Raw genomic sequence first — 13,583 nt, forward strand, 5'->3', positions numbered from 1 at the left:
CACCGAGTTGTCCCATGAACACCCCCGACGTTGCCGCTTCGCCGACGACTGCCTCAAAGCCGACCATCGGCTTCTTCGAGCGCTACCTGACCGTCTGGGTTGCTCTATGCATTGTCGCCGGCATCCTGCTTGGTCAGATTCTGCCGGGCGTCTTTCAGGCAATTGGCAAGATGGAATACGCGCAGGTCAACCTTCCGGTCGGTCTGCTGATCTGGGTCATGATCATCCCGATGCTGGTCAAGGTTGATTTCGGGTCGCTGCATGAAGTGCGTCAGCACGTACGGGGGATCGGTGTCACCCTCTTCGTCAACTGGCTGGTGAAGCCATTCACGATGGCGCTTCTCGCGTGGGTCTTCATCAAGCACCTGTTCGTGCCCATGCTGCCGGCGGCACAGCTCGACAGCTATGTGGCCGGCCTGATCCTGCTGGCCGCCGCGCCCTGCACGGCGATGGTGTTCGTATGGAGTCGCCTCACGGGCGGCGACCCGCTCTTCACGCTCTCGCAGGTCGCACTGAACGACAGCATCATGGTGGTCGCGTTTGCGCCGCTCGTTGGCCTGCTGCTCGGCATCTCGGCCATTACCGTACCGTGGGCAACGCTGCTCACCTCGGTCGCACTCTACATCGTCATTCCGGTGATCCTCGCGCAGATCCTGCGCAAGGTGTTACTCGCCAGAGGCGACGCTGCGTTTGAGGCTGCCATGGCTAAGATCGGTCCGTGGTCGATTACGGCGCTACTCGCGACACTGGTGCTGCTGTTCGCGTTCCAGGGCGAAGCGATTCTGATGCAGCCGCTCGTCATTGTGTTACTCGCCGTACCGATCCTGATTCAGGTGTTCTTCAATTCGGCGCTGGCGTACTGGCTGAACCGTGCGGTCGGCGAAAAGCACAACATTGCCTGCCCGTCTGCGCTGATCGGCGCATCCAACTTCTTCGAACTGGCCGTCGCCACGGCAATCGGCCTGTTCGGTTTCAACTCGGGCGCGGCGCTCGCAACGGTGGTGGGCGTGCTGATCGAGGTGCCCGTCATGCTGCTCGTCGTGCGCATCGTCAATCGCTCGAAGAACTGGTACGAGTGTGCCTGAAGGCCACCGACAGAAACACATGAACGACGTCGTCATTTATCACAACCCGGACTGCGGCACTTCCCGCAATACGCTCGCGATGATCCGCAACGCGGGCATTGAACCCATCATTATTGAGTACCTGAAGCACCCGCCCTCGCGTGAAAAGCTCGCAGAACTCGTCGCGCAGGCGGGACTGGGCATGCGCGAGGTGCTTCGTCAGAAAGGCACGCCTTATGCCGAGCTGCAGCTCGACAACCCGGCGCTGACCGACGACCAGCTGCTCGACGCGATGATGGCCCATCCGGTTCTCATCAACTGGCCTATGGTGGTCACGTCGAAGGGCGTGCGGCTATGCCGGCCATCCGAAGTCGTGCTCGACATCCTGCCCTAGCCACAACGCGGCGCGTTCACGAAGGAGGACGGCGAAGTCATCGTCGACGCGGAGGGAAAACGTGTCTGATCTGACGACCAACCTGCCGCAGGTTGATTCGGCGCTGTTCCGCGTTCCTGACATCGACCGCCTTCAGCCCGCAAACACTTCGCCCCATCCACCACGCATCCTGCTGCTCTATGGCTCGCTGCGCGAGCGCTCGTTTAGCCGGCTGCTAAGCGAAGAAGCCGCGCGCCTCCTCCCGGCGATGGGCGCCGAGGTGCGAATCTTCAATCCGAGCGGCCTGCCGCTCCCGGCCGATGCACCCGACACTCACCCCAAGGTGAAGGAACTGCGGGAACTGGTGCTGTGGTCGGAAGGCATGGTCTGGTGCTCGCCGGAACGCCACGGCGCGATGACAGGCATCATGAAATCACAGATCGACTGGATTCCCCTGTCGGTCGGCGCGGTCAGACCAACACAGGGCAAGACGCTCGCGGTGATGCAGGTCAGCGGCGGCTCGCAGTCGTTCAACGCGGTCAACCAGATGCGAGTGCTCGGACGCTGGATGCGCATGCTGACCATCCCGAACCAGTCATCGGTCGCCATAGCTTTCACGGAGTTCGATGAAGCCGGCCGCATGACACCTTCAGCTTACTTCGACCGGGTCGTGGACGTCAGGGAGGAACTGGTGAAGATCACGCTGCTGACCCGCGATATCGGTCCGTATCTGGATGACCGCTATAGCGAGCGAAAGGAAAGCGCCGAAGAACTGACGAAGCGCGTAAACCAGGCCAATATCTGACCCATGTCCCCATCCGCGATCGAACACGAGTCAAAAGGGAACACTGCAACGTGGGCGCTGGCCCTCGCCCAGCTCGTCGCCTGGGGGACCGTCTATTACGCGTTTTCGCTCTTTGTCGTTCCGATGGAGCACGAGCTTGGATGGAGTCGGGCGTCAACCAACGCTGCGCTATCGGTCGGCCTTTTGGTCTCCGGACCGGTCGCCTACCCGGTCGGTAAATGGATCGATCACGGCCACGGCCGCGCGGTGCTGACGGCAGGGTCATTGCTTGCGTCCATCATGCTGGTGCTCTGGTCGCAGGCCGGGAACCTCGTGACGCTCTTTGTTGCGTGGGTCGGGCTGGGCGTCGCGATGGCGGCGACACTCTACGATCCTGTGTTCGCGATCCTCACCCGGAACTACCCTCAGAGCTTTCGCACGAGGATCACATTGGTTACGCTCGTCGCGGGCTTCGCGAGCACGGTGTTCATCCCGCTTACGCAGGCACTGATCGATTACCAGGGGTGGCGGCACGCGCTGCTCTCGCTCTCGGCGATCAACCTGTGCGTCTGCCTGCCGATCCATCTGATGGCCTTGCACGACAAGGCGATCAGCACGACAGCGACGATCAGCAAAGCGAAGGTTAAGGCGGAGAACAGCGAGTCCGTCAGGCGCGCTCTCCGAACGCCGGTCTTCTGGGCGCTCGCGATCTGCTTCACTGCCTACTATGCGACCTTCGCCGCGCTGACGTTCCATCTGGTCCCGCTAATGGTTGAGCGTCACGTCGCCCAACCTATCATCCTCGCGACAATGGCGGTGATCGGCCCAGCGCAGGTGCTTGTGCGAATGCTCTGGTTCACGTTCGGGCGGAACGTATCGCCGAAGATCGTAGGTTTGACGATCACCGCCGCCTTTCCGGTATCGGTTGTCATCCTTCTGGTTGCCGGCGCGTCACCTGTGGCACTGATCCTGTTCGCGGTGATCTATGGCGGTGCGAACGGCATGATGACGATCCTGCGCGGGACGATCGTGCAACACATCCTCTGGACGGAAGGGTACGGTGCGGTCAGTGGCCTGCTTTCGATGCCGTCAAACATCGCGAAGGGCATCGCGCCGATCTCGGCTGCGGCGATCTGGACAGTGACAGGCAACTATCTGCCCGTAGAGTGGGCGGTATTGTGCGTGTCGCTGGTGTCGACGGCGGCCTTTGTGTACGTCGTGCGCTGGCAGGGCGGCACATCAACCGGGATCGCAGCGCGGGAAGGAAGTGCGTCATGAAAATCCGAGCCGCCAACGACGATGATCTCGTCGACATACGCTCCCTGCTGACAGCATGTGAGTTGCCCGTTGAGGACGTCGCCCGTAGCCTGCTAACGGGGTTTCTGGTTGCTGTCGATGATAAGGGAGCAATCGTTGGCAGCGCCTGTCTGGAGCCGGTAGGTGAGGCGGCGTTACTCAGATCGCTGGCTGTCGGCTCGCACCTGCGAGCAACGGGTCTGGGCATGGCCCTGCTGCTGGCAATCGAACGGGAAGCCAGGAAGCGTACCTACTCCAGTCTGTGGCTGCTCACAACCAGCGCACAGCGTTTTTTCGAACGCCATGGGTACAGCGTAGTCGAGCGCGAGCATGTGCCGGATGAATTACGTGAGACGGCCCAGTACACGCGCCTCTGTCCATCTAGCGCCGTATGCATGCGAAAGCACATCAAGTGACCTATCGCACTGTTCAGTGAACTCGGCCTGACTCCGACCTGCAGCAAAACGCGGAAGGCCCGCGACCCAGAATCTTTGGAGATGACGCGCAACGCATGTAGAAGTTGATACAGTTAAGTCGGGCGTACCCTCCCTTCCCCGGATCATTCTGCACCGACAACTGGAAGAACACTATGACTGCGATTGCCCGGCGCGTGCCTGGCGCTTCAACCAGCACTCAACTCGACACCACCATGCACTCGAAAATCGACGTGCGTTTTCGATTACGTATTCTCGTTGGCGACACAGTGGCGATTGGTCCCGGGAAAATGGCACTCCTCGAAGCTATACAGGAGAACGGTTCGATTAGTGCCGCTGCGCGCAGCCTCGGGATGTCCTATCGACGTGCGTGGGTCCTTCTCGATGAGTTGAACTCTCTGCTGCGCGAGCCGGCGACGTCTGCTTCGACCGGCGGCGCGACCGGCGGCGGATGCCAGTTGACGGACGTCGGCGAAGCGCTCGTCCGCTTGTACCGGCAGATCAATCTCGAAGCGAGTCAAGCCTGTGCAGTTCATCTGGCTGCACTACGCGGTCTCATCTCGTGACGAGCTGATTGCGTCTACTTAAATGCGCCGATCAATCATCCCACCACTTCGAAGATTTGTTCAGCGATTCTTGTGAGCGCCCGTATCTCAATTTGCACAGGCCTTAGTACGCGGGGAATAGCGCTATAAAGAGAACTATATCGCGCCATAGCAAAACGACAACGTACCTCGATTGATACTCTGCACGGTCGCCTCCTCAGTTGTTCTCACCGCCCTACCTCGCGCGCCCGAAGCCGCAACAGTCGACAAGAATCCCGAGAGTAACATTCGCTATGCCCTAGCTAAATGGCAGACAGACTTCAATGCGCGACGTGAAGCATACATCTGTGACCTCTTCGCACCCGATCTACGCTACGATTTCTATGACGCACCTGAGCGAACCTACTCCGAACTCTGCGCCCGCTTCCACCATGCGCTGGCTGACACCACGCAATCGCTTCGATATGACCTGAAAATCGCGGAGATCATTGTCTCCACCAACCTCGCGATCGTTCGCCTGATTTGGAAATCGACCGCCACCATCCATGGCAATCAGCAGTCTAATGATGAGATCGGGCTCGATGATCCGCTCGTCAGCCAGACGTCAGTTGGAAGATCATCCGTTACATCGCATATCCTGAGAAGGACTGACATCCTGTGCTCGTGGGGTGATCGGGGCGTCGTGTGCTCGACGCCGCTCGATGACTGGTTATTGTGGCGGACGCGACGTTCGATGGTCTCGCGATCCGAGCCTATGAATGACTCTCGATGGCCCCCGGTTGCAGAAATCGGGATCTAAGCGCCATCCTGAAGCGACGCAACTTTCGCGGTCGAACCAAGGCCACCGACCCAAAGACCGCAGTGCGCAAAAGACGGAGTGTTGCTGGCGGCCACTAGAATTTATCAAACATTGGCAGAGCGTTTGGCTCTCCCCCGAATCGGGAGAGCTCCTCGTCGGCGAGCAACTAGCTCCTGTTGCTGAGAAGTCGATCAAGGCAAGATCCCAAAAAGCTCTTGCACGCTTTGGTTGCACAGCTCGGCTTCCAGAGTAGATGTGCAGTCCAATGTGATCGCTCATATGCTTCTGAAGAACGGGCACCCTCGGCATTGACAGACCCTAACGCTCTCGCCGCTGATCACGCGACGGCCCTGCGTGGGGAAGCATCCTTTGCAGCACATGGTCCTTCAGGACAAAGCGGTGAAACAGCGCAGCGACGACATGCAGACAAATCAACGCGAGGAGCACCCATGCGAGGATGCCGTGCACATCCCCCATCGCGTGGCCGAAGGCCGAGCCCGATTCGCTCAGCGCCGGATAGGACACCACGCCCGCCAAGCGGACCGTCCAGCCACGCGAGGACGCGTTGATCCAGCCGAGCAGCGGCACCAGCCCCAGGGCGGCGTAGAGGAGAACATGCGTTATGCGCGAGGCGACGCTCAGTAGCGGTGGCAGTTCATCCGGCGTGGGCCCGTGCGTCAATCGCCAGATCACCCGGATTGCCATGACGGCGACGAGCGTCGCGCCCACCCCGAGATGCCAGGCGATCAGATTAACCGGCTGCGTGTCTTTGTGCACGTCCGGCATCGTCCAGCCAATCACAAATTGCATTGCGACCAACAGGACGGTTAGCCAGTGCAGTGTGCGTGCGACTGCGTCATATGCCGGATGCCGTATTTCGTAGGCCTTCGCCATTTTTTCTCCTTAAGTTGTCACGACTTGATAAATTGATGGGGATCCGCAGTGCGCATCTTGATGCTGATAGCCTGAAAAAAGCACTATTCACATCCGATGGATGCTAGCGCCATTACCTTAAGGAAACCTGACGTTTAGAGGGGCGATCCGGATCGCTCGCCGCCGCTGTTTCGGCACAGCCGCCAACGCGAGGACAGCACGACCAGAAAGCCGGCAGGCCGGTCTTGCCACCTGCATCACGCGAATGGTTCGCGGCGGCAGGCAACGATCCAACCGCGACGCCGATATCGGCCGGGCCGTCATCGTAGTTACTTGAAAGACAGTTGACGTTGACTTATTTCAGTTGCCATCGAAATACACAAATACTGATGATAAGCGTTGCTATTCTCGGTAAATGCGCACGCCGGGGTTTTCGCCCATCTTGCACGCTATCCCGGTAGACTAGAAGCAGTCGAACAATTCCTGGGCGACGCTGTGGCCTCTAAACACGAACTCCGGCGATTTCAGGCGAATCTCGCCGATGACCACCATAGCGCAATAATTTACGAGACTCTGGCGGACGTAGAGCGCGACAGCGAGCGCAAAAAAGTCTACGATGAACTCGCTGCTTCTGAGCGGGCGCACGCGAAAGTCTGGGCTGACAAGCTCGAAGCTAACGGACAGCGCGTCCCAAACAGAGAAAGCACAAAAACCTTCCTGATGAGGGGCCTCGTCCACCTCTTCGGTCCAAAGTTTGTCCTCCCCACGCTCGCGGCCGCCGAATTTGCCGACAGAAACAAATACGCAGGCAATCCCGAGACCGAACAGATGTCGGCGGACGAACGACATCACGCTAGCGTTGTGCAGGCACTGGCAAACGATAGGAAGCCGAAACCAGTTAATGGGGCGGACATAGCCGGCGCCGAGTCATGGCACAGAGGCGTGTCATCAGGAAATGACCTTCGGGCAGCGGTCCTTGGTGCTAGTGATGGTCTCGTGTCCAACTTCTGCCTCATTATGGGCGTCGCCGGCGCAGGTAGTGGCAACCACGCCACGCTCCTGTCCGCGTTCGCAGGACTGGTTGCCGGTGCCTGCTCCATGGCCCTCGGAGAGTGGCTGTCGGTGACCAATGCACGAGAACTGGCCAGAACCCAGATTGCGAAGGAAGCCGATGAACTTGAACACTCGCCTGACGCTGAAGAGCACGAATTGCGACTTATCTACCGCGCGAAAGGCCTGGAAAGCGGAGAAGCAAGGCGTGTCGCTTCGCAAATAATGCGTGATAAAACTGCGGCACTCGATGTGCTGACCCGCGAGGAACTTGGTCTTGACCCCGCGGAGCTCGGCGGCAATCCATGGACGGCAGCCGCTGTATCTTTCTGCCTTTTTGCAACCGGCGCAATCTTTCCCGCGATGCCCTTTCTATGGGCGGCGGGCGGCTGGGCAATCGTCCAGTGCATCCTGTTCAGCACTCTGGCGCTGGGTGCCATCGGTACGTTTACTTCTCTGTTCAATGGTCGTAGCGCGGCTTTTTCGGCAATGCGACAGATAGCCATCGGACTGGTCGCAGCCGCATTTACCTACCGCGTCGGCCGCCTGTTAGGTGTCTCAATTTCTTAGCCAACGAAAATAAGAAACTTAACCACCCAGATCTGGTGCGTCCGGGAACAGGTCATTGCGAGAAATGCGTTTAATGTTTGCGAGGAGCTCGCGCTTTCTGTTGCACGGAGTTCCTGTCGTCAGCAAAACGTCCGGACAGCACTAATGGCTCGGTTATCGTCGAAATCGCATCCTTGTATATGGCCTGCATACTGCCAACTTTGCGAATCGGCGAAGGGTGTCTGGAGTCAGTCGATTCTGTCGTACTAGCGCCAGTGCGATGCGTGCTAACCCGGCATGGAAGACATTGGACGTAATGGGCAATAGCACCTTCATGCGCAACTGGTTCGCGTACCAGCCTTTAGAAGCCGCGAGTTCGGTCGAAATGACGGCCAGCTTTGCCGTGATTACCACCACAACAGGCTATTGGTTGATTCATCTTTTGGATAGCGATAGTCTCGTATGGTCATTCGACATTCAGTCCGATGGCCATACGACATCGCGGGCAGCCAGGCGTCGAACCCTCAACGTCGATACAGATACAAATATCCAGGCGTTGGTTCGAGAACGAGCAATTTCTCCGAGGTTTGGTCGTTCTGAACCTCAACTGAAAATAGCCCTCCCATGATGAGCATACGGCGTTATCGACTGTGGTAGTCACCCTCACCGAGACCATCCGGTCCACTGCTATCGCTTTGCGCGTATAGCGAACTGCCACGCGAGCAACCCGGGCAGATAAATTGACAAATCCCGAATGCGTCGTGCGCCTGCGAGTGCAAGACTCGTCGCAGGCTCGATCCCAAACCAACCGCCAATAATCACAACTGCGCTCTCCTGAACCCCCAACGCACCCGGGACTACGAATGCGGCGCTGCTCACAGCCTGAATCAGGACTTCGATTGTCAGCACGATGGGAAAGTTTGTCGTGAATTGAAGGAAACGTAGTGCGATCCACAACTCCAGTGCCGTCCCGATACACTGCAACGGTTGCCACAGGAAAAGGTAACGGAAAATCACGCCGGATCTGCGCCAGATCACCTTGATCGCCTGATCGGTCGTCACCGACGGTTCAATAAGTGCGCCCAGTTTGCCGTTCGTTATCCGGGCAAGTGCCCGGGAAGCAAGTTCGAAAGGCCTGGCATGCTGGACGAGCGCGAACAGTATGGGGATTGGCACGAGCAACGCCGTGCCCCACGATAAAATTCCGATCACATGGCCTAACGCTGATTCTCCGTGGGTCGCGAGGAAACCAACGGCGACCATTGTGAACATAAACTGGCTGATGATCGTCAGCTGGAGGTCAACCACGAGGCTCGCGGCCGCCGTTGACGACCTTAGCCCCCATTGCCTTAGCAGCTGGAAAGAAACGAGTTCGCCGCCGATCCGCGCAACGGGCAACATGCAGTTGACCGATTCGCGTATCCAAACGAGCTTTAACATCGAAACGAGTGCTGGACGGTTGGCTCCGCGTATCAACGTCTGCCAGTCACGCGCATTGGCCAGCATCGGGAGGATGTGTGCGAATGCCGCCGCGAGCAACCCGGCACTCGCATCATGCAACAGACCGATTACCTGCGCGGGATGACTTCGCCATATCGTAAAAAGCCCGATCGCAAGACCCACGAGTGCCGCATACCTGCCGATGTGTTTGATCATCAAAGAACAGTGTGTTTGTTCGATCGCTCAATCGGCCGACGAGCGGCGCTGTTCGCCTTTCAGCATTCCGTGGCCATCGACTCTGAAACTGAATCCTCGCCAGACAACGCGTGAGGAAGCAAAGCTCTGACACAGTATCGCGAATGCCATCAGGTCCCAAACCGGCAATAGGAAAAGACCTTCAACTGGCCGCTTCAGAATTGCATCGATCCGCAATTGAAGCAACGCTCTTACACCGAGCGATATCAGAAAAAGCGATATCGTCCACATCTGCGGGCCGCCTGACAGAATCGTCAGTGTGGCCCACGGGATAGGGTAACTCAGCGCGGAACCAGCGTGACCGATTGGATCAATGCGACGTATCGTCCGGCTCCAGCGCAATTCGTGTTCTATGAGCGTTGTAGCCGTAGTCTCCTGACAGGCATGCCCCACCACAAACCCGGGCACGACAACCTTCTGTCCATTCTTCCGCACCGCAGCCCCGATCGCGTGATCCTCCGCAAGCACACAGGAAAGTGGCCTGAGTCCGCCAATTGACTCGAGCGTCTGCCGTCGCATCGCAATGGTCTGGCCAAAGCACGGGTGAGCAAGGCCCAGTCGCAGACCCATCACTACGCCGGGCAGGAATTGGTAGTCCACTGCCCGCGCAGACAATCTGGGCCAGAAACCTGGCTCCCGTACGCCGACATACGCACACGTCACAAGGCCGACGCCGTCGGCATGCAACTCGCCCACTACGCGCGAAAGATAGTCCGGCCCGACTGTCACATCGCTATCTGCGAACACAAACAGATCGTGTTCAGCAGCTGGAAGCATGTTGATAAGATTACTGACCTTACGGTTCGACCCGTGCATGTCGCTGTTAGCGACGATGGTGATATGCGCGCCCGGAAAATCGATCTGCAACTGCTTCACGACTGCGAGAGCAGGATCGCATGCGTCGTGCACACCAAACAGATACTGCACCGCCCCGCGATAATCCTGTTCACAAAAGCTGCGCAAGTTATCAAGCAGCGCCGTCTCCATGCCGCTAAGAGGCTTCAGAACTGTCACGGATGGAAAGTGGTCGTTCACAGGCGAATGTCTATCGAAAAATACTCCTACCGATGCGGCGGCGACAACCGTATAAACGATTCCGCATATCGCACACAGTCCCAGCAGAGATGTGAGGGCGTGTGAGGCACCTGCCAATGACATCACCGGCATGACCAGCTCAAAAACTGTCGAAGCCATGTCAGTGTCCGCCGACGGAACTCAAATCAGAACGCCGTTTTCGGCACAACGTTCGGCGTTCACTCCCGAAAATCGGAGATGCAGCAAAACGAGCGAGCGCTGCCTAAATCCGTAATGAGAATGGACAACGCCTTCTGTCAGAATGAAGGCACGCGGTTGAGCTAGCGCGCGACGATAGGCGGCGAAGGCCAACAATCGCGTCAACGCCAACGCCATCGCAATCAGGACGACAACGGTCAGCCTGAAACCCGGCGTCTCGAATGCCGATTCGCGGATACCGAACACATCAATGGCGATAAATGCCATCGCATCAATGGTCATTGCCGCAATCGACGCTGTGACGAGATGTGCTCGAATGGATGAGACAGTTGCCCTTTTCATGGATCTCGCCCGCTCCGTGATGATCGCCGATTTTCGCCTTCGGCCAAGACCTCAGACAACTTCGACATCGCGTACAACTATGCCAACGATCGTAGCGGGACTAATCTGAAGAAGAGGTTAAGGTTACGTTACGCAATATTACTGACGCTTTCGAAAGCTGTCAGCTACTGGACGTTTCTTGAAAGGAAACGGGAAATGCCTCGATGAACCGCTTCACGAACTCCGAGATTTCTTAATGTCCGGTTAAGGTGCGCTCACGTAGCATTGCCAACTAACGATCCGGCTTGAACCAAGCCGTCGTACTTCATGCGTGCACCTCCATCCACGGACGAGGAGCGGTCCAGGCAATGAAAACAAACTACAACGCCGAAGGAGCAACCAGTGAAACGGCGAGACGATCGTTCTGCTCATCACGTCGCAACTTTCTGCGTATCGCCGGGGGCACTCTCGCAGCATCATCGGTTTGTGCCTTAATGCCCCAGATGATTCATCGGGCACTCGCAACGCGAGCGCACCGCTTGACGGGAACGATCGACGATGTGAGTCATATCGTGATCCTTACGCAGGAGAACCGTTCTTTCGACCATTACTTCGGCATGCTGCGAGGCGTTCGCGGGTTCAATGACCGGATGGCAATCGCCTTGCCAAATGGGGACGCCGTATGGAAACAGCCGACGGATACGGGTTATATTCTGCCTTTCCACGCTGATATGACCGTCACACGCGCGACATGCGAGAGGGCGCCGTCGATGAACTATCCCGTCGACATAGCGATGTGGAACCATGGCTTATGTGACGAATGGAACAAGGCGCGGTTTGCGGGACTCGGCATGAGTTATTTTTGCCGAAGTGATCTGCCCTTCTACTATGCGCTGGCCGACGCTTTTACTGTCTGCGACCAGTACTATGCATCCACGCTAACCCAGACAAACCCGAACCGGTTGCATCTGTTTAGCGGCAGCAGCGGTCTGTCGGCAGGCTTTGTTCCCGCGCTAGATAATGTTGAGCCCGCAGCGGGCTTCACCTGGCCCACGGTGGCCGAAACACTCCAGATGGCTGGCGTGCGCTGGCGCGTGTATCAGCAGGCAGACAATTTCGACGATAACGCGCTTGCACTATTTCGGAGCTTCCGAACCGCATCAGCGTCGAGCTTGCTCTACCGCAACGGCATGGCACGAGTCGACGATGTAGTTCGGGCGTTCGCTGCGGATGTGGCCGCTGGTACGCTTCCGCAGGTAGCATGGATCGTCGCACCGGCCGCATTGTCGGAGCATGCAAATTATCACCCGCAAGCCGGGGAGGATTTCACTGCGCGTCTGCTCGGAGCACTTTTCGCGAATCCAGAGGTTTGGTCCAGGACCGTATTCCTGCTGAACTACGACGAACAAGGCGGCTTCTTCGACCACGAGCCGCCACCGACTCCCCCCGCTTCCGACGCGGAAGGCCGCTCGACAATCGCCACGACGGGCGAAATCTACGAAGGACTACCACTCGGTCTCGGCTTCCGGGTGCCGATGACGGTGATCTCGCCATGGTCCAAAGGAGGCTACGTATGCTCGGAGGTCTTTGATCACACCTCGATCATTCAATTCATCGAGCGCCGCTTTGGTGTTCATTGCCCGAACATCAGCCCGTGGCGTCGTGCAGTGTGCGGCGACCTCACATCCGCGTTCGACTTTCACACGCCGGACACGGCCTGGCCGTCGCTACCCGTTACTCGTACATATGTATCGGATGCCAATCGGCAATGCAGTATGCTGCCAGATCCAACCGTGCCGACGGTGCAATCGCTCCCGAAACAGGAACCCGGCATTCGCGCGTCGCGAGCGCTACCTTATGAGATTCACGTCAGCGCGCAGGTGGATGTTCTCAGCGGAACACTATGGCTTGAGATGATCAACACCGGGGCGGCCGGAGTGGCGCTTTCAAGCTACGATCATGTGACCGGCACCAATCCGCCGCGTCGCTATGCGCTCGGTTCGGGCACGCAACTATCTGACCGTTGGGCGCATGCCCTGCCAGCCAACACCCGATATCATCTCTCGGTACGGGGACCAAACGGCTTTTTGCGGGTTTTCGCGGGTGATGTCGCCTCTGTACGCGATGTATCTCGTGCAAACCCCGAGATTCGGGCTACCAGCGACACGAAAAACAACGCGTTATGCCTAACGCTGATTAATCGTGGGAAAGCAGCCTGCGAATTTGCGATTTCATCGAACGTATATGGTGCGAGTACCCCACGGAAGTTCGCTGTCCGTGCCGGCTCCACGGTCGCCACCCTATGGCCAGTCTCGTCAAGTGGCAACTGGTATGACCTCAGCGTCACAGTCGACGATCAGCCAGCTTTTTTGCGGCGATTTGCAGGGCGTGTGGAAAATGGCCACGACCTCATAAGCGACCCAGCGGCTGCATGATGGGGCGCTCAACGAGTAATCGATCACGGGGCAGTCGTGTACAAGAGCGTTCTGGTCCGGATTGGACAGGAAAATCCAAACATCGGTTTCAAGCGGGACACAACGCCTGATTCCAAACGTCCAGATCAGATC

General features: G+C 58.0%; 13 protein-coding genes and 1 pseudogene. 10 read left to right on the forward strand and 4 right to left on the reverse strand.

Features of this window, described 5'->3' with window-relative positions:
* Nucleotides 1–14: 14 nt before the first annotated feature.
* The 7 genes and pseudogenes from arsB to DK391_RS44340 all read left to right on the forward strand — a co-directional run bounded on the left by arsB (nucleotide 15) and on the right by DK391_RS44340 (nucleotide 5,295).
* Entirely contained in the window at nucleotides 15–1,085 is a 1,071-nt protein-coding gene (gene arsB / locus DK391_RS18395; protein WP_109479401.1) for an ACR3 family arsenite efflux transporter, read from the forward strand.
* A 19-nt stretch (nucleotides 1,086–1,104) separates the two neighbouring features.
* Nucleotides 1,105–1,527 (forward strand): annotated as a pseudogene (arsC, locus tag DK391_RS18400) (arsenate reductase (glutaredoxin)).
* Nucleotides 1,520–2,242 (forward strand): arsenical resistance protein ArsH, encoded by a 723-nt coding sequence (gene arsH / locus DK391_RS18405; RefSeq protein WP_109479403.1) that lies wholly within the window; start codon nucleotides 1,520–1,522, stop codon nucleotides 2,240–2,242. The pseudogene arsC and the gene arsH overlap by 8 nt, the downstream one beginning before the upstream one ends.
* 3 nt (nucleotides 2,243–2,245) lie before the next feature.
* Entirely contained in the window at nucleotides 2,246–3,499 is a 1,254-nt protein-coding gene (locus DK391_RS18410) for an MFS transporter (RefSeq protein ID WP_109479404.1), read from the forward strand.
* Nucleotides 3,496–3,933 carry an arsenic resistance N-acetyltransferase ArsN2 gene (arsN2, locus tag DK391_RS18415; RefSeq protein ID WP_109479405.1) on the forward strand — a complete coding sequence of 146 codons (438 nt, stop codon included), beginning with the start codon at nucleotides 3,496–3,498 and terminating at the stop codon, nucleotides 3,931–3,933. Before DK391_RS18410 ends, arsN2 begins: the two co-directional genes overlap by 4 nt.
* A 233-nt stretch (nucleotides 3,934–4,166) precedes the next feature.
* Nucleotides 4,167–4,517, forward strand: a complete 351-nt coding sequence (locus DK391_RS18420) for a LysR family transcriptional regulator (protein WP_239482876.1) — start codon at nucleotides 4,167–4,169, stop codon at nucleotides 4,515–4,517.
* A 172-nt stretch (nucleotides 4,518–4,689) separates the two neighbouring features.
* Nucleotides 4,690–5,295: a nuclear transport factor 2 family protein gene (locus tag DK391_RS44340; RefSeq protein WP_162600847.1), complete on the forward strand. Its 606-nt coding sequence runs from the start codon at nucleotides 4,690–4,692 to the stop codon at nucleotides 5,293–5,295.
* A 318-nt stretch (nucleotides 5,296–5,613) separates the two neighbouring features.
* Here DK391_RS44340 and DK391_RS18430 read toward each other — a convergent pair whose 3' ends face one another.
* Nucleotides 5,614–6,189: a cytochrome b gene (locus tag DK391_RS18430; protein WP_109479407.1), complete on the reverse strand. Its 576-nt coding sequence runs from the start codon at nucleotides 6,187–6,189 to the stop codon at nucleotides 5,614–5,616.
* 474 nt (nucleotides 6,190–6,663) lie between these two features.
* Between DK391_RS18430 and DK391_RS18435 the strand changes: the two genes are divergently transcribed.
* Together DK391_RS18435 and DK391_RS44345 are read left to right on the forward strand one after the other, a co-directional pair.
* A complete protein-coding gene (locus tag DK391_RS18435) occupies nucleotides 6,664–7,788 on the forward strand; it encodes a VIT1/CCC1 transporter family protein (protein ID WP_109479431.1) in 1,125 nt (374 codons plus the stop codon).
* 295 nt (nucleotides 7,789–8,083) lie between these two features.
* Nucleotides 8,084–8,395, forward strand: a complete 312-nt coding sequence (locus tag DK391_RS44345) for a hypothetical protein (RefSeq protein ID WP_162600848.1) — start codon at nucleotides 8,084–8,086, stop codon at nucleotides 8,393–8,395.
* A gap of 59 nt (nucleotides 8,396–8,454) precedes the next feature.
* Here the strand turns inward: DK391_RS44345 and DK391_RS18440 are convergent, their stop codons facing one another.
* From DK391_RS18440 to DK391_RS18450, 3 genes are read right to left on the reverse strand one after another with little or no spacing between them, the layout of a single operon-like run.
* Nucleotides 8,455–9,423, reverse strand: coding sequence for a lysylphosphatidylglycerol synthase domain-containing protein (locus DK391_RS18440; protein ID WP_109479408.1), 969 nt, complete (start codon nucleotides 9,421–9,423; stop codon nucleotides 8,455–8,457).
* Nucleotides 9,424–9,450: 27 nt separating this feature from the next.
* Nucleotides 9,451–10,620 carry a bacteriohopanetetrol glucosamine biosynthesis glycosyltransferase HpnI gene (hpnI, locus tag DK391_RS18445; protein WP_204117392.1) on the reverse strand — a complete coding sequence of 390 codons (1,170 nt, stop codon included), beginning with the start codon at nucleotides 10,618–10,620 and terminating at the stop codon, nucleotides 9,451–9,453.
* Nucleotides 10,621–10,677: 57 nt separating this feature from the next.
* Nucleotides 10,678–11,037, reverse strand: a complete 360-nt coding sequence (locus DK391_RS18450) for a hypothetical protein (RefSeq protein WP_109479410.1) — start codon at nucleotides 11,035–11,037, stop codon at nucleotides 10,678–10,680.
* 347 nt (nucleotides 11,038–11,384) lie between these two features.
* On the opposite strand from DK391_RS18450, the gene DK391_RS18455 reads away from it, so the two are divergent.
* A complete protein-coding gene (locus DK391_RS18455) occupies nucleotides 11,385–13,451 on the forward strand; it encodes a phospholipase C, phosphocholine-specific (protein WP_109479411.1) in 2,067 nt (688 codons plus the stop codon).
* Nucleotides 13,452–13,583 lie beyond the last annotated feature (132 nt).

The sequence above is a fragment of the Paraburkholderia sp. C35 genome (assembly GCF_003121405.1).
Lineage (GTDB): Bacteria > Pseudomonadota > Gammaproteobacteria > Burkholderiales > Burkholderiaceae > Paraburkholderia.